The 18,529-nt window shown below is 61.2% G+C and carries 16 protein-coding genes and 1 riboswitch; of the genes, 3 read left to right on the forward strand and 13 right to left on the reverse strand.

The window, feature by feature from the left end:
• Positions 1 to 127: 127 nt before the first annotated feature.
• The 9 genes from EIY72_RS15120 to EIY72_RS15160 form a co-directional block, all read right to left on the reverse strand.
• Entirely contained in the window at positions 128 to 844 is a 717-nt protein-coding gene (locus EIY72_RS15120) for a PqiC family protein (RefSeq protein ID WP_093227242.1), read from the reverse strand.
• 177 nt (positions 845 to 1,021) lie between these two features.
• A complete protein-coding gene (gene parC, locus EIY72_RS15125) occupies positions 1,022 to 3,289 on the reverse strand; it encodes a DNA topoisomerase IV subunit A (RefSeq protein ID WP_093227244.1) in 2,268 nt (755 codons plus the stop codon).
• Between the two features lie 7 nt (positions 3,290 to 3,296).
• A complete protein-coding gene (locus tag EIY72_RS15130; protein WP_093227245.1) occupies positions 3,297 to 3,821 on the reverse strand; it encodes a retropepsin-like aspartic protease family protein in 525 nt (174 codons plus the stop codon).
• Positions 3,818 to 4,807 carry an esterase-like activity of phytase family protein gene (locus EIY72_RS15135; protein WP_093227247.1) on the reverse strand — a complete coding sequence of 330 codons (990 nt, stop codon included), beginning with the start codon at positions 4,805 to 4,807 and terminating at the stop codon, positions 3,818 to 3,820. The genes EIY72_RS15130 and EIY72_RS15135 overlap by 4 nt, the downstream gene beginning before the upstream one ends.
• Positions 4,807 to 6,714, reverse strand: a complete 1,908-nt coding sequence (gene parE / locus EIY72_RS15140; RefSeq protein WP_093227249.1) for a DNA topoisomerase IV subunit B — start codon at positions 6,712 to 6,714, stop codon at positions 4,807 to 4,809. The genes EIY72_RS15135 and parE overlap by 1 nt, the downstream gene beginning before the upstream one ends.
• 56 nt (positions 6,715 to 6,770) lie before the next feature.
• Positions 6,771 to 7,379 carry a YqiA/YcfP family alpha/beta fold hydrolase gene (locus EIY72_RS15145; RefSeq protein ID WP_093227251.1) on the reverse strand — a complete coding sequence of 203 codons (609 nt, stop codon included), beginning with the start codon at positions 7,377 to 7,379 and terminating at the stop codon, positions 6,771 to 6,773.
• 212 nt (positions 7,380 to 7,591) lie between these two features.
• A complete protein-coding gene (gene cpdA, locus EIY72_RS15150) occupies positions 7,592 to 8,407 on the reverse strand; it encodes a 3',5'-cyclic-AMP phosphodiesterase (RefSeq protein ID WP_093227253.1) in 816 nt (271 codons plus the stop codon).
• A 114-nt stretch (positions 8,408 to 8,521) separates the two neighbouring features.
• On the reverse strand, positions 8,522 to 8,974 hold the full coding sequence (locus EIY72_RS15155; RefSeq protein WP_093227255.1) for a DUF1249 domain-containing protein: 453 nt from the start codon (positions 8,972 to 8,974) through the stop codon (positions 8,522 to 8,524).
• Positions 8,965 to 9,582, reverse strand: coding sequence for an NUDIX domain-containing protein (locus EIY72_RS15160; protein ID WP_093227257.1), 618 nt, complete (start codon positions 9,580 to 9,582; stop codon positions 8,965 to 8,967). The genes EIY72_RS15155 and EIY72_RS15160 overlap by 10 nt, the downstream gene beginning before the upstream one ends.
• Positions 9,583 to 9,805: 223 nt before the next feature.
• Between EIY72_RS15160 and EIY72_RS15165 the strand changes: the two genes are divergently transcribed.
• Entirely contained in the window at positions 9,806 to 10,552 is a 747-nt protein-coding gene (locus EIY72_RS15165; protein ID WP_093227259.1) for an RsiV family protein, read from the forward strand.
• Here the strand turns inward: EIY72_RS15165 and cytX are convergent.
• Positions 10,521 to 11,813, reverse strand: coding sequence for a putative hydroxymethylpyrimidine transporter CytX (gene cytX, locus EIY72_RS15170; protein ID WP_093227261.1), 1,293 nt, complete (start codon positions 11,811 to 11,813; stop codon positions 10,521 to 10,523). The genes EIY72_RS15165 and cytX overlap by 32 nt on opposite strands.
• 150 nt (positions 11,814 to 11,963) lie before the next feature.
• Positions 11,964 to 13,853, reverse strand: a complete 1,890-nt coding sequence (gene thiC, locus EIY72_RS15175) for a phosphomethylpyrimidine synthase ThiC (RefSeq protein ID WP_093227263.1) — start codon at positions 13,851 to 13,853, stop codon at positions 11,964 to 11,966.
• A gap of 171 nt (positions 13,854 to 14,024) precedes the next feature.
• A riboswitch (TPP riboswitch) is annotated at positions 14,025 to 14,130 on the reverse strand.
• A 204-nt stretch (positions 14,131 to 14,334) separates the two neighbouring features.
• Here thiC and EIY72_RS15180 point away from each other — a divergent pair.
• The gene (locus EIY72_RS15180; protein WP_093227265.1) at positions 14,335 to 15,771 is read left to right on the forward strand and encodes a TolC family outer membrane protein; all 1,437 of its coding nucleotides are present in this window, start codon (positions 14,335 to 14,337) and stop codon (positions 15,769 to 15,771) included.
• 72 nt (positions 15,772 to 15,843) lie between these two features.
• Here the strand turns inward: EIY72_RS15180 and waaA are convergent, their stop codons facing one another.
• Both waaA and EIY72_RS15190 read right to left on the reverse strand, forming a co-directional pair.
• Entirely contained in the window at positions 15,844 to 17,121 is a 1,278-nt protein-coding gene (waaA, locus tag EIY72_RS15185; RefSeq protein WP_093227267.1) for a lipid IV(A) 3-deoxy-D-manno-octulosonic acid transferase, read from the reverse strand.
• A 23-nt stretch (positions 17,122 to 17,144) separates the two neighbouring features.
• Positions 17,145 to 18,035, reverse strand: coding sequence for a LysR family transcriptional regulator (locus EIY72_RS15190; RefSeq protein WP_093227269.1), 891 nt, complete (start codon positions 18,033 to 18,035; stop codon positions 17,145 to 17,147).
• Between the two features lie 103 nt (positions 18,036 to 18,138).
• Between EIY72_RS15190 and EIY72_RS15195 the strand changes: the two genes are divergently transcribed.
• The gene (locus EIY72_RS15195) at positions 18,139 to 18,471 is read left to right on the forward strand and encodes a DMT family transporter (RefSeq protein WP_007977444.1); all 333 of its coding nucleotides are present in this window, start codon (positions 18,139 to 18,141) and stop codon (positions 18,469 to 18,471) included.
• The last annotated feature ends 58 nt before the right edge of the window (positions 18,472 to 18,529 follow it).

Below are 18,529 nucleotides of genomic sequence, written 5' to 3' on the forward strand. Positions count from 1 at the left end.
CGCCAGACACCTCGGTCGGCTCCCTCTCCCTCCGGGAGAGGGCTGGGGTGAGGGTAGCTTTTGATCTTCTAATCCCAGACACAACAAAGCCCGCACAAGGCGGGCTTTGTCCTGACTCGATCCAGCCTTAGAAGCGGAACACTTCCATATCCGTACGAATCGGCGCAGCCATTGGAATCTTCGGTTGCTTATCCTGCTCGGCCGCTGGCGCCGCAGGCTTGGCGGCTGCCGGTTTGCGCGGTGCCTCAGCAATCGGCGGCTGGTTGGCCAGTGGCTTGAGCGCTACCGACAGCTGCTCGGCCAGACGCTGCAGCAACACACCCTGAGCCTGAACCTGAGCAGCCGTTGTACCGGCATGCTGTTCCTGCAGGTGAACGATGCGGTTATCGCGAACCTGCCCGCGACGGTCGATCAAACGCCATTGCGCATCGAGGATTGCCGGTTGTTTTTCACCCGAATCCAGACGCGTGATGGTCAACAGCACCTGAACGTCCGGACTGAAGCCCAAAGTCGCGGGTGCCAGGACCACGCGTTGGCTGTCCAGATGACCGGCAACCTGACGCAACAGCAGTTGATCGATATCCGACGAAAGGCTGCCGGCCCAACGGCCGTCGGTCGAAGCTTGCAGGCTGCCGTCCGGCTGACGCTGCAGCAGGGTTTCGCGTTGCAGGTAGTCGGCAACGGTTACAGGGCCCAGCAAAACCGCCATGCCTGTGCTTTGCGCAGGCTGAACCGGACTTCCGCTGTCCAGTTGATACAGCGACACCGGCTGGTGAACGCTGCAACCCGCCAGGCCAAGAACGCCAGCGAGCATGAGAATTAAAGGAAGGCGCAGAGCAGTCATCGTCCCGTCCAGGTGATCGCCTCTTGGCGGATCACAGTGAAAATACTTAATAAATGTGAAGAACGCGCGGCAAAGCCGGCGTTTGGAAAGGCCATATCATCCGTGAATATGCGTTCCGACTCCAGCGCGAAAGCGCCGATCTACGGGTTAAATCGTAGATCGGCCGCCCTGGAACAGCTAACTGAGGTTTTCGACGAGCAGTGCATCTACTCGCTGGAAGCCTCTTGGCAGTTTGTTACCACGACGCCCGCGCTCACCCTTGTAGTGTTCGAGGTCGTCCGCTTTCAGCGACAAGGTACGTTTTCCGGCCTGCAACACCAGTGTTGCACCGTCCGGAATGACGGCGATGTCGGTGACATATTCTTCGCGGCTGGCCACACGTTCACCGGGAATGCCGATGATCTTGTTGCCTTTGCCCTTACCCAATTGTGGCAGATCGCTGATCTTGAAGATCAGCAGGCGACCTTCGGTGGTGACCGACGCCAGCCAGTTCTGCTCGCGATCGGCGACCGGGCGCGGCAGCATGACCTTGGCGTTGTTCGGCAGGCTCAACAGGGCCTTGCCCGCCTTGTTCTTGGCTTGCAGGTCTTCACCCTTGACCACGAAACCGTAGCCGGCATCGGAGGCGATCACATACAGCGCATCGTCTTCCGGCATCAGCACGCATTCGAAGCTCGCCCCTGGCGGTGGCGTCAGGCGACCGGTCAGCGGTTCGCCCTGGCCGCGGGCCGATGGCAGCGTGTGGGCGGCCACGGAATAACTGCGACCGGTCGAGTCAATGAACACCGCAAACTGGTTGGAGCGTCCAGCCGCCAGGGCCTTGAAGCCGTCGCCCGCCTTGTAGGAAAGCCCGGTTGCGTCGATCTCGTGACCCTTGGCCGAACGCACCCAGCCTTTTTCCGACAGCACCACCGTCACTTTCTCGTTCGGCAGCAGGTCATGCTCGGTCAGCGCCTTGGCTTCGGCGCGCTCGACGATTGGCGAGCGGCGGTCGTCGCCATAGGTCTCGGCGTCCTTGATCAGTTCGCTGCGCACCAGCTTCTTCAGCTTGGCTTCGCTGCTCAACAAGGCTTGCAGCTTGGCTTGTTCCTTGAGCAGTTCATCCTGTTCGGCACGCAGTTTCATTTCTTCCAGTCGTGCCAACTGGCGCAGACGGGTGTCAAGAATGTAGTCGGCCTGGATTTCGCTCAGGGCGAAGCGCTCGATCAACTTGGCTCGTGGATGCTCTTCGGTCCGGATGATGTGAATCACTTCGTCCAGGTTGAGGTAGGCAATCAGCAAACCGTCCAACAGGTGCAGGCGACGCTCGACCTTGTCGAGGCGGAATTGCAGGCGGCGACGCACGGTCTGTACCCGGAACTCCAGCCACTCGACCAGCAAGGCGCGCAGGTTTTTCAGCTGCGGCTTGCCATCCAGACCGATGATGTTGACGTTGACCCGGTAGCTCGACTCCAGATCGGTGCTGGCGAACAGGTGCTGCATCAGCGCGTCGTGGTCGAAGTTCTTGCGAGTGCCGGGAATGATCACGATCCGGCACGGGTTCTCGTGGTCAGATTCATCGCGCAGGTCGGCAATTTGCGGGGCCTTGGACGGCTTGGCCTGCATCATCGCAGCGATCTGTTCGAGCACTTTGGCACCCGAGACCTGATGCGGCAGCGCGGTGACGATGATGTCGCCGTCTTCGATGTGATACACGGCGCGCATGCGCACCGAGCCACGACCGGTTTCGTAGATTTTCAGCAGGTCGGCGCGGGGCGTGATGATTTCCGCTTCGGTCGGATAATCCGGGCCCTGGATGTGTTCGCAGAGCTGCTCGACCGTGGCTTTCGGTTCATCGAGCAACCGCACGCAAGCGGAGGCCACTTCGCGCAGGTTGTGAGGCGGCACGTCGGTGGCCATGCCCACGGCGATACCCGTGGTGCCGTTGAGCAGGATATTGGGCAAACGTGCCGGCAACACCAGGGGCTCGTCGAGGGTGCCGTCAAAGTTCGGGCCCCAATCGGCGGTGCCCTGCCCCAGTTCGCTGAGCAGAACTTCGGAGTACCGCGACAGGCGCGCCTCGGTGTAACGCATGGCGGCGAAGGACTTGGGATCATCCGGCGCACCCCAGTTACCCTGGCCGTCGACCAGCGTGTAGCGGTAGCTGAACGGCTGGGCCATCAACACCATGGCTTCATAGCAGGCCGAATCACCATGGGGGTGGAACTTGCCGAGCACGTCACCGACAGTACGCGCCGATTTCTTGTGCTTGGAATCGGCGTCCAGCCCCAATTCACTCATGGCGTAGACGATACGCCGCTGTACCGGTTTCAGACCGTCGCCGATATGCGGCAAGGCACGGTCCATGATCACGTACATGGAGTAGTTGAGGTAGGCATTTTCGGTGAAGTCAGCCAGCGAGCGGCGTTCTACACCGTCCAGGCTGAGATCAAGGGAGTCGCTCATGCGGGCCTCATCGGTTCGTTGTCTGGCGCAGCAGCATGGTGCCACCGCGCTGGGTAAATTCAAGTTTGTTCAGTGCGCTCATGCCGAGCAACACCTGGTCGCCATGCAACCCCGGCGCCACCAGTGCACGCACGTCGTGCAGCACGATGTCGCCCAGTTGCAGGCGTTCAATGCGGGTGCGATAGCCCTCGCTCAGGCCGTTGGCCGTGCTCAGGGTCACACCGAATCCTTCTTCCAGTTTCAAGCGTTTGGCCAGGTCCGCCGGAATCGACACATCGGTAGCGCCGGTATCGAGCATGAAGTTCACCGGTTGACCGTTGATCTGCCCGCTGGCAACAAAATGGCCCTGCACGTTACTGGCCAGCCTCACTTCGACAAAACCGTCGCCCTGTTCCGAGCTGACCACCACATTGGGGTTTTGCTGACGCGCCTCCCACTGGGCAAAAAACCGCGTGGCCAGGAACAACGCGGCGCACCAGGCCAGCACCATGAACACCCGGCCGATACGCTGCCCCGGTGTCTGCTGGCTCAAGGTTTGGCGCTCCAGCCACCCTCAGGCGCAGCAAAGCGCCAGACAATCGGGCGAACCTCGCCATCCACGCGGGCACCGTTGTTATTGTCGACGCCAATCCAGGCCCCGTCGGCGTCAATGATCAACGCTTCCTCTAGCCCGTAGTTCTGCGAGTAACGGCGATTGGGCTGCAACAACTCGTTCGCGTACGACCAGCAACGCTCAACCTTGACCGTTTGCAGGTCACGGCGGCAAATCTGGTAGGCGTTACGTTCCAGGGTATAGAGCTTGCCGTTGTACAAGGACAAATCGGAAAAATCCCGGGGTACAGGCTTGGCATGGGGAAACTGCGGCGGTTGCATTTCCAGGCCGGCTTCGCTCAGCAGCACGCAGCCACCATCGCAATCCCAAACGGTCTGCTTGCGCTTGATCATCAGCAAACCGCGTCCTTCGCGCTCGGCGGCCAGCCACATCTGGTCACCGGCCGGATTGATCGCAATACCTTCGAAAATCGCGTTGAATTTCTGCAGCAAGCCACGCGCCCGCGCTTCACGCACCATCATCGGGCTGATTTTCAGCCAGGACGCCGGGCCCGTGGGCGGTACCTGCAAGACGGCGGCGTGGCCTTCGCTGACCAGGTAGCGATTGCCCGCGCTGTCGCAGGTGATGCCTTCGAAATCCAGGTCGCCGCCACGGACAAAGGATGCGCCCCAGACTCGGGACTTCAGCCCCCAGGGCAAACCGCTGTCCGGCACCGGCGGGACATAGATGTGCACGGCTTGCGCCTGCCAGACGGTTTCGCGGGTATCGAGACGGTAGATCTGGTCATCGTCGCGGTCCGACTCGGCCCACAGCTCATCGCCGCATTGGGCCAGACCCGACAGGTTGCCGCCGCGCATGCCTTCGACGGCATGCTCGGACAACAGACGCAGCTCCGGCGCCGGCTCGGCAGACGCCATGATCGATGTCAGCAGCAACCCACAAGCCAGGGCAAAGCCCAGCCGCATCAGCCCAGAACCTCGGCCAGGTTACCTTTGGATTCCAGCCAGGTCTTGCGGTCACCGGCGCGTTTTTTCGCCAGCAGCATGTCCATCATTTCCGATGTCGCGTCGAAGTCCTCGCCCAGCGTCAGTTGCACCAGACGCCGGGTGTTCGGGTCCATGGTGGTTTCGCGTAGCTGCGGCGGGTTCATTTCACCCAGGCCTTTGAATCGTGTGACCTGCGGCTTGCCACGCTTCTTCTCGGCCACCAGGCGATCGAGAATGCCGTCGCGTTCGGCTTCATCGAGGGCGTAGTAGATTTCCTTGCCCAGGTCGATACGGTACAGCGGCGGCATGGCGACGTAGACGTGGCCGGCATCCACCAGTGGACGGAAATGCTGGACGAACAAGGCGCACAGCAAGGTCGCGATGTGCAGACCGTCGGAGTCGGCGTCGGCGAGGATGCAGATCTTGCCGTAGCGCAGCTGGCTCATGTCCGCCGCACCCGGATCGACGCCGATGGCGACGGCGATGTTGTGGACTTCCTGGCTGGCCAGCACTTCGCTGCCGTCGACTTCCCAGGTGTTGAGGATCTTGCCGCGCAACGGCAGGATGGCCTGGAACTCCTTGTCTCGTGCCTGCTTGGCCGAACCACCGGCGGAATCACCTTCCACCAGGAACAGCTCGGAACGCATCGGGTCCTGTCCGGCGCAGTCAGCCAGTTTGCCTGGCAACGCCGGCCCCTGGGTGATGCGCTTACGCTCAACCTTCTTGCTGGCCTTGAGACGACGACCGGCGTTGTTGATCGCCAGCTCCGCCAGCGCCAGACCGGTTTCCGGGTTGGCGTTGAGCCACAGACTGAACGCATCCTTGACCACACCGGAGACGAACGCCGCCGCTTCACGGGACGACAGACGCTCTTTGGTCTGGCCGGAGAATTGCGGTTCCTGCATTTTCATCGACAGCACGAAAGCGATGCGTTCCCAGACGTCTTCCGGCGCCAGCTTCACACCACGCGGCAGCAGGCTGCGGAATTCGCAGAACTCGCGCATGGCGTCGAGCAGGCCCTGACGCAAGCCATTGACGTGGGTACCGCCCTGGGCGGTCGGAATCAGGTTGACGTAGCTTTCCTGTACCGCGTCGCCACCTTCCGGCAGCCACAGCAGTGCCCAGTCCACGGCTTCCTTGTTACCGGCCAGGCTGCCGCAGAACGGCTCGTCCGGCAGGCGTTCGAATTCGCTGACCGCGTCGACCAGATAGGAGCGCAGGCCATCTTCGTAATGCCATTCGACTTTCTCGCCGGTGGCCTTGTCCTCAAAACTGACCAGCAGCCCCGGGCACAACACGGCCTTGGCCTTGAGCACGTGCTTGAGACGGCTGATGGAGAATTTCGGCGAGTCGAAGTATTTCGGATCCGGCGCGAAGAACACGCTGGTGCCGGTGTTGCGCTTGCCAACGGTGCCGACGATTTCCAGCTCGGTGGCCTTGTAGCCATCCTTGAAGGTCATCTGGTATTCGTTGCCGTCACGCTTGACCCGCACACGCACTTCATTGGACAGGGCGTTGACCACGGAAATGCCCACGCCGTGCAGACCGCCGGAGAACTGGTAGTTCTTGTTGGAGAACTTGCCGCCCGCGTGAAGCTTGGTGAGGATCAGCTCGACGCCCGACACGCCTTCTTCGGGATGGATGTCCACCGGCATGCCGCGGCCGTCATCGCTGACTTCCAGCGAATGATCGGCATGCAGGATGACCTGCACCGATTTGGCGTGCCCGGCCAAGGCTTCGTCGACGCTGTTGTCGATCACTTCCTGGGCGAGGTGGTTCGGCCGACTGGTGTCGGTGTACATGCCGGGGCGCTTGCGCACCGGGTCGAGGCCCGAGAGGACTTCGATGGCGTCTGCGTTATAAGAGCTAGCGCTGGGAGTGGCCATGGGGTCTCGTCGTCAGTGTCTGGTGAAAAAAGAGAAACATGAAAGCAGGCATTGCATCACAAAGATGTGAAATCAATCGCCTGATACAAATCGGCGCCGATACCGGCAAAACTCAACATCGCCGGCAACTGTGCGGCAAAGCCTTGAAAACTGTGGTCGCCGCCCGCCTGGATACGCAAGGCACATGCGCGGTAATACTGTTGGGCGAGGCGATAGTCCAGCGTTTCATCACCCGTTTGCAACCATACCTGATAACGCTGCGGGTCCTGGGGAGCCGGCACTTCCAGCTCGGCCAGGGCCGTCACGTGGTCGTGGGTCAACTCCCAGGTTTCTTCGGTATACAGGTTTTTCTGCGTCCCCAGGTAGCCGTCGAACATACGGTGCGGACTGACCGCCGGGTTGACCAGCAGGGCCTTGAGACCAAGGCGCTCGGCCAGGTGAGTGGCATAGTAGCCGCCGAGTGAGCTGCCGACCAGCAGCGGCCGCCCCAGCTCGGCAATCGCCTGCTCCAGCTGACCGATGGCTTCACGGGGATGGTGATGCAAGGTCGGTACGCGCAAGTGATCGCTCAAGCCCAGACGCTCCATCACCTGCATCAACTGGGTGGCCTTTTTTGAGGAAGGCGCGCTGTTGAAGCCGTGGATATAAAGGATCGAGCCGGACATGTGAACTCCCTGTGCGTCGGGTAAAGAAGGCGGAGTTTACAGGGTGTTGGCACGAATGACTCGTTGTGTTGTGGCGAGGGAGCTTGCTCCCGTTGGTCTGCGCAGCAGACCTTAAATCAGCCATCACTTTATGACAGTCAGACTGCGGGGGCTGGGTTTACGACTGCTGCGCAGCCGAGCGGGAGCAAGCTCCCTCGCCACAGAGGGGCTTGTCAGTAGCCGTTGGAGCCGTAATCCACGGTGAAATCAAACCCCGTGACCCGCTCTACCCCTGTCTCAAGCTGCCCGTCCGGCATCAACCGCAACCAGCGATAACCCGGCGCTTGCTCGCCGACCTTGAAATCCTCGCTGCCCGGCTCGAACTGAATACAGGTCGATGGCGAAGCGATCAGGCGCACACCATCGCGCATCTGGTCGATTTCCTGATGCACATGCCCCCACAACACCGCACGCACTTGCGGGAAGCGATCCAGCACGGCAAACAGCGCCTCGGGATTGCGCAAGCCGATCGGCTCCATCCATGGGCAGCCGATGGACACCGGATGATGGTGGAAGCACACCAGATGATGACGCTCCGGCGCCTCACTCAGCGAACGGGCGAGCAGTTGCAGCTGCTCGTCCTGCAAGTACCCCGGCACCGAGCCCGGCACTGCCGAATCAAGCAAGGTGATTCGCCAGTTGCCGATATCCACCACCGGTTCGAGCAGCGCGCTCTGCACCGTCGCTTCAGCCATGACCTGCGGCTCATCGTGATTGCCGGGAATCCAGCGTGCCGGAGCATCCAGTTGCTGCGTCATCTGGCGGAAGCGCTGGTAGGACGCCAATGTGCCGTCCTGGGAAAGGTCGCCACTGGCAATGACCAGGTCAATCTGCGGCTGTTGCGCGCGCACCAGCTCAATGACCTTTTGCAGGCTATCGGCGGTGTTCATGCCCAGCAACGTGCCGTCCGCTTCGGCAAACAGGTGGCTGTCGGAAATCTGCACCAGCAACGCCGGATCGGCGGGGGTCAATATGGATACGCTCGGCAAGACGTTCTCCCAGGGCGTGATCACGGGAATGGGGGTAAGTGGCGCCAGTATGCTGGGGGACGAGCGAAAGGGGAAACCCGCGAATCTGACACAGTTCACAACTGTGGCGGACAGTTAACGTACCACTTCGTACTCATGACCCAACGCCAGGCAGTGGCTGAGCCATTCGCCGAGGAACATGTTCAGCTGCGCCTTTTCGTCCGGCTGATGCATCAAGGCGTTCGGATAGGGGTAGATGCCGCGAAAGCGCCGTGCGTGCTCGGCACTGACCACTTCGGCCATACAGGCATCGTGATAGACCTGTACTTCCAGTTGCGGCACCGGCAGCCAGGGCAGGCTGTGTTCCTGACGCACTTGCAAGGTGGTGGTGTAGGGACAGACCTGCAGCACTTCCAGCGCCAGCACGCCCAGCATCTGTTCGCCATGGGTCACGGCGATGCGCCGGGCCGCGGGTTCGTTGCGCATGTCCGGCAACAGTCGCATCAGGCGCGCGTAGTTCGCCTCGCAGGACGCTTGCAGCCCTGCCAGGTCTACCCGATAACGATCGCGCACCTTGTTTACGACCATAACCCCCTCACTTCAACGCGGTTCAAAGCCAGCCATTGCAAGGCAATGATGCTCGCCGCGTTGGCAATACGTCCGTCGCGCACGGCTTGCAGGGCATCTTCAAAGGCCCAGACCGTGACGCGGATATCTTCTGCCTCTTCCTCCAGCCCATGCAGGCCGCCAACCCCTGATGTGTCACAACGCCCCAGGTACAAATGCACGAACTCGTTGCTGCCGCCCGGCGACGGGAAATATTTGAGCATCGGCCACAGCGCCGCGATGTCCAGTCCAGCTTCCTCCTGCGCTTCGCGGTGAGCAACTGCTTCCGGCACTTCATCCTTGTCGATCAGACCAGCGACCAGTTCGATCAGCCACGGGTTGTCAGTCTTGCCCATGGCCCCCACGCGAAACTGCTCGATCAACACCACTTCATCGCGTTGCGGGTCATACGGCAGCATGCACACGGCATCGTGACGAACGAACACCTCACGGTCGATTTCGCGGCTCATGCCCCCGGCGAACAACTCGTGGCGCAAGTGCACGCGCTCGAGCTTGTAGAAGCCCTCATAGCATTTTTCACGCCGCACGATATCCACGGCGGTCGGAATGGCGTTGGCGAAATCCTTCATGACAATCCTCGTTACTGCTAAACCTTTACGAGGCTTCATCTTCCCGGGCCTCGACTTCGCGCCATCCTAACGCGCCCGAGACGTTTGATGCAGCCCCTTTACCGTCAGCGGGATGGACGGTGAAGGCGAAACCCACTCTAATTAGCTTAGTGGCGAACTGATTGCTTCGTTGAGAGTCGAAGCCGTTAGCTTTTTGCCTTCCCCTGTTTCAGAAAGGACGCCCATGTCGCTTTTCAAAATGGCCTCCGTGGCCGCCATTGCGCTGACTCTGGGCGCTTGCCAGAGCCTGTTCCAGCCCAATTATCGGGCGCCACTGGAAACCACCCGTGACGCCTCCGAGCAGTTGCAGCCGGGCTGCAAGGCGCAGGATTGCCCGCTGGTGAACATCGATGTCGTGCATTTCCCTAACGAGCCGCAACTGGATGCCATCGTCGAGAAACGCTTGTTGCAACTGACCCGGACTTCGCCGGACGCGCCGGTTGCTCCGACTCTGGCGGCCTATCGCGAGCAGTTCCTGCGTAACGCCGGCCCACGCAACAGCAGTTATTTGCAGGCCAAGGTACGTGAGCAGCATGACGGACTGGTGATCATCGAACTGTCCAGCTACCTGGACACCGGTGGCGCCCACGGCACGCCAGGCCGTGGCTTCATCAACTATTCACGCCAGCAGCAAAAAGTGCTGACGCTGTCGGACATGCTGGTGCCAGGACAGGAAGAGGCCTTCTGGAAAGCCGCGCAAGTGGCGCATAACAGCTGGCTGATCAGCACCAAGCTCGATCAGGAGCAGGAGTTCGTGAAGAGCTGGCCGTTCCAGAAAACCCAGCACGTGGCGCTGACCTATGGCGCGGTGATCCTCAAGTACGACGTGAGCACCATCGCGCCTTATGCGCTGGGCCACGTCGAACTGAAGATCCCTTACCCGCGCCTGAACGGCATCCTCAAGCCCGAGCTGTTCCCCGGCCGTAACTGAAGGCAGAACCCAGCACCAGCTGCAACAGCCCTGCCAGCACCAGCGCCGGCAGGGTTGCACCGACATCCGGATACAGGTTGGCCAACAAGTGATAGGTGCTGACCCCGCCCAGCCAGGCGAGCAGTGCCGGCCAGCGCAGGGCAACCGCAGCCACCTGGCCACTGCGTTTGCGCAGGATGAAGTGGTCCACCAGCACCACGCCGAACAGCGGCGCGAACACCGAACCGATCAGCAGCAGGAAGTTCTGGTACTGGGCCAACGGCGCCAGCAGGGCGATCAGGGTGCAGACCACGCCGATGGCCAGCGCCAGATGCTCGACTTTCAGGCGCAGCAGAATGCCGCTGGAGACCGCCGCCGAGTGAATGTCGGCAAAGGCGTTTTCCGACTCGTCCAGCAGGATCAGCAACAGTGGAATCCCCAGGCCGGCACCGGCCAGCGCCAACAACAAGGCATTGACTTCACCGCTCGGCGCGAACGCCAGGGTGTAAGCCACGCCCAGGCTCATCAGCCAGAAGTTACCGATAAAGAAACCGATGGCCGTGCCGCCAAACACGTTTTTCGCCCGCTTGCCGAAGCGCGAGTAGTCGGCGATCAGCGGCAGCCATGACAACGGCATGGCAATCGCGATGTCAAAACCCACGGCGAACGGCATCGAACCGTCACCGGCCTGGGCCCACAAAGCCGCCAGATCAGCTTTGGCGAACAGGTTCCAGGTCAGCCAGGTGCACGCGGCCAGTAGCAGCCAGATGCCCCACTTGCGCAGGATCTGCCGCACGAAGGTCAGCGGTCCGCTGACCGCGAGCAAGGTCGCCAGCGCACCGAAGAACAACGTCCAGAGCATAGGGTTGGACAGCAGGCTGCCTTCGCTGAAGGCTTTGGCCCCCAACAAGCTGGCGGCATCGCGCATGACGATGATTTCAAACGAGCCCCAACCGATCAGTTGCAGCAGGTTCAGTACTGCCGGCAGGCTCGCACCTTTAGCGCCGAGGCTGAGCTTGAGCGCGGCCATCGACGACAGGCCAGTGTCGCTGCCGATTACGCCAACGGCGGCCAGCAACAGAACGCCGACCAGCGTGCCAAGAAAAATCGCCAGCAACGAACCCGACAGGCCCAGACCCGGCGCGAGCAAGGCGCCGGTCTGCAGCACCATCAGGCCGATGCCGAGGGAAAACCACAGGGAAAACAGATCGCGACCGCCGAACACACGTTTGTCGGTCGGCACCGCGATGTCAGGTGAGTAAGTACTGGGTTGAATGCTCAAGGGTGTTATCTCAGAGGGACATTTGTTGTTTTTTTGATCGCCATCGCGAGCAAACTCGCTCCCACAGGGATTTGTAAACGACACAGATCATTGTGGGAGCGAGCTTGCTCGCGATGGCGGCGGCACGAACGCCGCCGGACTCAGGTCAGATCAAACTTTCTGGTACAGCTGGCTACCTTCCTGCTTGAAGCGCTCGGCCTGTTCGGCCATGCCCTGGGCGACGTCCACGTCGACCGCTTCGATCCGTTGGTTGGCCGCATATTCGCGGACTTCCTGGGTGATCTTCATCGAGCAGAACTTCGGCCCGCACATGGAGCAGAAGTGCGCGACCTTGGCCGAATCCTTCGGCAGGGTTTCATCGTGATAGGAACGGGCGGTGTCCGGGTCCAGGCCGAGGTTGAACTGGTCTTCCCAACGGAATTCGAAACGCGCCTTGCTCAGGGCATTGTCACGGATCTGTGCGCCCGGATGCCCTTTGGCCAGATCGGCGGCATGGGCGGCGATCTTGTAAGTGATGATCCCGGTCTTCACGTCATCCTTGTTCGGCAGGCCCAGGTGTTCCTTTGGCGTCACGTAGCAAAGCATGGCGCAACCGAACCAGCCGATCATCGCGGCACCGATGCCGGAGGTGATGTGGTCATAGCCTGGCGCAATGTCAGTGGTCAGCGGACCGAGGGTGTAGAACGGCGCCTCGTCGCAGCACTCGAGCTGCTTGTCCATGTTCTCCTTGATCAACTGCATCGGCACGTGGCCAGGGCCTTCGATCATGCACTGCACGTCGTGTTTCCAGGCAATCTTGGTCAGTTCGCCGAGGGTTTCCAGCTCGCCGAACTGCGCTTCGTCGTTGGCGTCGGCAATCGAGCCCGGACGCAGGCCATCGCCCAGCGAGAAGCTGACGTCGTAGGCCTTCATGATTTCGCAGATGTCTTCGAAATGGGTGTAGAGGAAGTTTTCCTTGTGATGCGCCAGGCACCACTTGGCCATGATCGAGCCGCCACGGGAAACGATGCCGGTTACACGCTTGGCGGTCATCGGCACATAACGCAGCAATACGCCGGCATGGATGGTGAAGTAGTCGACGCCCTGCTCGGCCTGTTCGATCAGCGTGTCGCGGAACAGCTCCCAGGTCAGGTCCTCGGCCACTCCGCCGACTTTTTCCAGGGCCTGGTAGATCGGCACCGTACCGATCGGCACCGGCGAGTTGCGGATGATCCACTCGCGGGTTTCGTGGATGTGCTTGCCGGTGGACAGGTCCATGACCGTGTCCGAACCCCAGCGGATGCCCCAGGTCAGTTTCGCCACTTCTTCTTCGATGGACGAGCCCAGGGCGCTGTTACCGATGTTGCCGTTGATCTTCACCAGGAAGTTACGGCCGATGATCATCGGTTCCAGTTCGGTGTGGTTGATGTTCGCCGGAATGATCGCGCGACCGCGGGCGATCTCGTCACGGACGAATTCCGGGGTGATGATTTTCGGCACGCTGGCGCCGAAGCTGTGGCCGGCGTGTTGCTGGTCGAGCAAACCGGCGGCGCGGGCCACTTCCAGCTTCATGTTTTCGCGGATGGCGACGTATTCCATCTCGGCGGTGATGATGCCCTGGCGCGCGTAGTGCATCTGCGTGACGTTGGCCCCGGCCTTGGCCCGGCGCGGGTTGTTGACGTGGGCAAAGCGCAGCTTGGTCAGCTCGGGGTCGGCAAGACGTTCCTGACCAAAATTCGAGCTCAAGCCGGACAGGCGCTCGGTGTCGCCACGGGCTTCGATCCACGGCGAGCGCACGTCTGCCAGGCCTTTGCGCACGTCGATGATGACGTTGGGGTCGGTGTACGGGCCGGAGGTGTCATAGACCGTGACCGGCGCGTTGACCTCGCCACCGAAGTCGGTCGGCGTCACGTCGAGGCTGATTTCGCGCATCGGCACGAGGATGTCGGGACGCGAGCCCTGGACATAGATTTTTTGCGAGCGGGTAAACGGCTGAACCGATTGCTGATCGACCTTGGCCGAGTCACTCAGGTTGGTGGCGATTTTTGCTTTTGTGGTCATCACGGGCTCTCCAGACAGCATCCAGGCAGTGGAATTTTGTCGGAGCGAACCTGTAACGAATGGACGCGACCCACCAGCGAATACATCCAGCCAATGGGTGCTGTGCTCAGTGCTCGAGGGGTGTTCGATTGTCGAACAACATCCCGGACGAAGCACAAGAGGACTCGCCGGGTGACGAGAAATCTTGTTCCCTACGCAGGCGCTAACCTGATCAGGTTCAACGGGATCCGAAATTATTCGATCTCAGCCTCATAGCAAGGCACCCCGACAAGAACGCGCCCAGTCTAGACACAACTGCCGAAGAACGCCAACCCTGCAGCAAACACCGTGATGAATGGCGTAATAACACCACGCGCCAGGATTGTTGCCGTTCGAATGCGCAACTACACTCGCTACGCTGTGCCTCGCGTTGACGCTGCGCGTGCAGCGCCTTAGCCTTGGCGCTCAAATTACTTGTGTAATATTTATCTAGGGAACGCCTATGCTGCGCAAACTTTCACTGGCCCTTGCCGTGTCTTGTGCGTCCAACGGAATGGCCTGGGCAGAAGCGCCCTTATCGACCAAGACGGATCTGGTCAGCGTCTATCAGGAAGCCGTCAACAACAACGCCGACCTGGCCGCCGCCATCGCCCAGTACGGTGCACAGAAAGAAGTCGTACCCCAGGCCCGCGCCGGCCTGCTGCCCAACCTCTCGGGCGGCGCCAATGTCGCCGAGGTGCGCACGGCGCTCGACCAGCCGTCCTCCACCGTCAACCGCGATGCGCACTCGTACCAGGCAACCCTGGCCCAGCCGCTGTTCCGTGCCGATCGCTGGTTCCAGTTCCAGGCAGCCAAGGACGTCAACGAGCAGGCTGCGCTGCAGCTCTCGGCGACCCAGCAGAACCTGATCCTGAACACCGCCAACAGCTACTTCAACGTGCTGCGCAGCCAGGACAACCTGGCCTCGAACAAGGCTGAAGAAGCTGCGTTCAAGCGCCAGCTCGATCAGTCCAACGAACGTTTCGATGTCGGCCTGTCGGACAAGACCGACGTACTGCAATCCCAGGCCAGTTACGACACCGCCCGCGCCAACCGGATCGTTGCCCAGCGCCAGGTGGATGATGCTTTTGAAGCGTTGGTAACCCTGACCAACCGCCGGTACAACTCGCTGTGGGGCATCAGCCACAACCTGCCGGTCCTGCCACCGGCGCCGAATGACGCCAAGGCCTGGGTCGAAACGGCAGCCCGCCAGAACCTTAACCTGCTGGCCAGCAACTACGCCGTCAGCGCCGCCGAACAGACCATCAAGCAGCGCAAGTCCGGGCACTTGCCAACACTGGACGCGGTGGCCAAATACGAAAAAGGCGACAACGATGCGCTGGGTTTCAGCAACCCGAGCCCATTGGGTCAACCCTATGGCGGCAACGTCGAACAGACGACCCTGGGCCTGCAACTGAACATCCCGATCTACAGCGGCGGCCTGACCAGTTCGCAAGTGCGTCAATCCTATGCACAACTGGACCAGACCGAGCAGCAACGTGAATCCCTGCTGCGCCAGATCGTGGAAAACACCCGCGACCTGCACCGCGCGGTGAACACCGACGTCGAGCAGGTACAAGCGCGCAAGCAATCGGTCATTTCCAACCAGAGTGCGGTGGAAGCGACTGAAATCGGTTATCAGGTGGGTACCCGCAACATCGTCGACGTACTGGATGCCCAGCGCCAGCTATACACCTCGGTGCGCGACTACAACAACACCCGCTACGACTACATCCTCGATAACCTGCGCCTGAAGCAGCAGGCCGGCACGCTGAACCCGGGCGACTTGCAGGACCTGTCCCGCTGGCTCAACGCGAACTACAACCCGGACAAGGACTTCCTGCCGCCGGACCTGGCCAAGGCTGCAGCCGAACAGTTGAAGTCACGGCCTAGCCAATAAACCTGAAAGAGCACGGCTTGCCGGCGATGACAATCTCAAGATAGGCATCGCCGGCAAGACGGCTTCTACTGGTCAGGTTTTGATCAATCGCCCCAACCCATCCAGCAATCGCTGCAACGCGCCCTGATTGGTGCGCATCACCTTCAACCCTGCCTCCGCCATCCGCTGCGCATCGCGCGGCAGTTCGAACAGCCGCTGCACCGCCAGCGCCAGCCCTTCGGCATCTTCCACTTCCTGCAACGCCCCGGCATTGCGCATTTGCGCGGCGATCTCGAGGAAGTTGAACAGGTGCGGTCCGCTCAGCACAGGCTTGGCCAAAGCGGCCGGCTCCAGCAGGTTGTGCCCGCCATTGGCGACCAGGCTGCCACCGACAAACGCACTATCGGCCAAGGCGTAGAGAAACAGCAACTCGCCCATGGTATCGCCCAAGAGCACGGAAGTGCCCGCGCCGACCGCATCACCGGTGGAACGACGAACCGTGGTGAACCCTTGCTGCTCGCACAGCGCGAAGACCGAATTGAATCGCTCCGGATGGCGCGGCACCAGAATCAGCAAGGCATCGGGATGACTGGCCAGCAAGCACCGATGCGCCGCCAGCACCACTTCATCTTCGCCCTCGTGGGTACTGGCCGCGATCCACACCGGACGTTCCTGGGCCTGCCATTGCCCGCGAAGTTCAGCGGCGCGCTCGAGCAGTTGCGGGTCGATGGTCAGGTCGAACTTGATCGAGCCGGTCACCTCAACCGTTTCCGGGCGCGCGCCCAGATCGAGGAAACGCCCGGCCTCAGCTTCGGTCTGCACGGCAAACAGGCTCATTTCGGCGAGCATCGGTTGCGTCAGCTTGCGAAAGCGGCCATAGCCTTTCGCCGAGCGTTCGGACAATCGCGCATTGGCCAACGCCACGGGAATACCGCGCCTGGCGCACTGATGAATATGGTTGGGCCACAGCTCCGTTTCCATGATCACGGCCAGCTTCGGCTGCACGCGATCAAGGAAGCGCCTCGCCGCACAGGGCAAATCGTAAGGCAAGTAGCAGTGCTGGATACGCGGTTCATTGGCAAACAGCGCCGCGATGCGCTCAGAACCGGTCGGGGTCATGCAGGTTACGGTAATCGGCAGCGCCGGATAGCGCTGCAGCAGGGCGCGGATCATCGGCGCTGCGGCAATGCTTTCGCCCACCGACACTGCGTGCACCCAGATACCGCCCGGCTTCATCGGTGGCATGCCATAGGAAAAGCGCTCGCCAACGCGCTTGGCATAGGCCGGCGCCTTGCGCGCGCGCAACCAAAGCCGAATCGCTACCAGTGGCAGCCCCAGGTAAAACAGCGCGGTATAAAGAGTTCTATTCATGGCGGCGGAGTTTATCGGCTTTTTTAATCGATCGCCTGCAAGTGCACGGCAAAACGCTCGGCCAGCCAGCGCGCGGCCGGCCCCAGCGGTTCATCGCGACGCCAGACCAGCTCCACGACCAGCGCCGGCGGCGCCCATTCGCTGATCAGTTCGACCATCTGCTGCTGATAGGTCGGGTACTGCACCACGTGCCGTGGCAACCACGCCCAGCCAAGGCCGCGCACCAGCCATTCAGCCATCACGTAGAAACTGTCGGCGCGCCAGACTTGCGGGCTGGCCGGCTCGCTGCCGGGATAGAGGCTGGATTGCGTGGACATCAACAACTGACGATGCCGTGCCAGTTGCTGGCCATCGACCCGCTTCTGTTTCGCCAAGGGGTGATCGACGCCACAGACCGTGACCATTTCCACGCTGCCCAAGACGCGACGTTCCAGTGCCTCGGGGATCTGATCATGAAAGAACAGCAAGCCGAGATCAGCACGCCGTTCCACCAGCTTGCGAGCGACCTCGCCTTGCGCCGCGCTGGTCAGTTGCACTTCCACACTGGGAAATTTTTGCGACAGCGCTTCAAAGCTTTCAATGATCGGCTGATAAGGCATGGCTTCATCCTGCGCCACCCGCAACCGCGCCTCCTGCCCGCGCATCATCGCCAGTGCACGCCCGTTGAGCCGCTCGCACTGGCGGAGCACTTCTCGCGCTTCATCCAGCAAGGCGGTGCCGGCTTCGGTGAGGATCGGTTGACGACCGCTGCTGCGGGCGAACAGGCTGACGCCCAGGTCTTCTTCCAGCAGGGCAATCGAACTGCTGACCGCCGATTGTGCCTTGCGCTGATCCCGCGCCACGGCAGAAAACGAGCGCTGCTCCGCTACGCTGACAAACAACCTCAGCTGCTCCAGATTCCACTGCATGCTCATTGCGCAACCCATCTCTAAAACAGATAGGTAATGACTTTACCGCATCTGGAGAATCTCTAGAATGCCCAGCTCAGAAAGCAACACTTCACACGAGGATTGAACCATGACCGCCTACTACTACCTGGCCATAGCCATCTGCGCCGAAGTGATTGCCACCGTTTCGATGAAAGCCGTCAAAGGCCTCAGTACCCCGCTGCCATTGGTGCTGGTCATCCTCGGCTACGGCATTGCCTTCTGGATGCTCACCCTGGTGGTACGCAGCGTGCCGGTGGGGGTTGCCTACGCCGTGTGGGCCGGCATGGGCATCGTGATGGTCAGCGTGGCCGCGCTGTTCATCTATGGGCAGAAGCTGGATGTGCCGGCAATGCTGGGGATGGCGCTGATTGTGCTGGGTGTCGTCGTCATCCAGCTCTTCTCGAAAACTGCCGGACATTGAGACCTGGCTGGAGCCAGCATCCAGCAACAGTTCCTGTAGATGCCTTGTATACTGCGAC

The sequence above is a fragment of the Pseudomonas vancouverensis genome (assembly GCF_004348895.1).
Taxonomy (GTDB): Bacteria; Pseudomonadota; Gammaproteobacteria; order Pseudomonadales; family Pseudomonadaceae; genus Aquipseudomonas; species Aquipseudomonas vancouverensis.

Coding starts and splice junctions, on each gene's coding strand:
- EIY72_RS15120 (WP_093227242.1), bottom strand. CDS start 844: ATGACTGCTCTGCGCCTTCCTTTAATTCTCATGCTCGCTGGCGTTCTT.
- EIY72_RS15180 (WP_093227265.1), top strand. CDS start 14,335: ATGCTGCGCAAACTTTCACTGGCCCTTGCCGTGTCTTGTGCGTCCAAC.
- EIY72_RS15145 (WP_093227251.1), bottom strand. CDS start 7,379: ATGTCCGGCTCGATCCTTTATATCCACGGCTTCAACAGCGCGCCTTCC.
- EIY72_RS15195 (WP_007977444.1), top strand. CDS start 18,139: ATGACCGCCTACTACTACCTGGCCATAGCCATCTGCGCCGAAGTGATT.
- EIY72_RS15135 (WP_093227247.1), bottom strand. CDS start 4,807: ATGCGGCTGGGCTTTGCCCTGGCTTGTGGGTTGCTGCTGACATCGATC.
- EIY72_RS15190 (WP_093227269.1), bottom strand. CDS start 18,035: ATGAGCATGCAGTGGAATCTGGAGCAGCTGAGGTTGTTTGTCAGCGTA.
- parE (WP_093227249.1), bottom strand. CDS start 6,714: ATGGCCACTCCCAGCGCTAGCTCTTATAACGCAGACGCCATCGAAGTC.
- parC (WP_093227244.1), bottom strand. CDS start 3,289: ATGAGCGACTCCCTTGATCTCAGCCTGGACGGTGTAGAACGCCGCTCG.
- EIY72_RS15165 (WP_093227259.1), top strand. CDS start 9,806: ATGTCGCTTTTCAAAATGGCCTCCGTGGCCGCCATTGCGCTGACTCTG.
- EIY72_RS15160 (WP_093227257.1), bottom strand. CDS start 9,582: ATGAAGGATTTCGCCAACGCCATTCCGACCGCCGTGGATATCGTGCGG.
- EIY72_RS15155 (WP_093227255.1), bottom strand. CDS start 8,974: ATGGTCGTAAACAAGGTGCGCGATCGTTATCGGGTAGACCTGGCAGGG.
- waaA (WP_093227267.1), bottom strand. CDS start 17,121: ATGAATAGAACTCTTTATACCGCGCTGTTTTACCTGGGGCTGCCACTG.
- thiC (WP_093227263.1), bottom strand. CDS start 13,853: ATGACCACAAAAGCAAAAATCGCCACCAACCTGAGTGACTCGGCCAAG.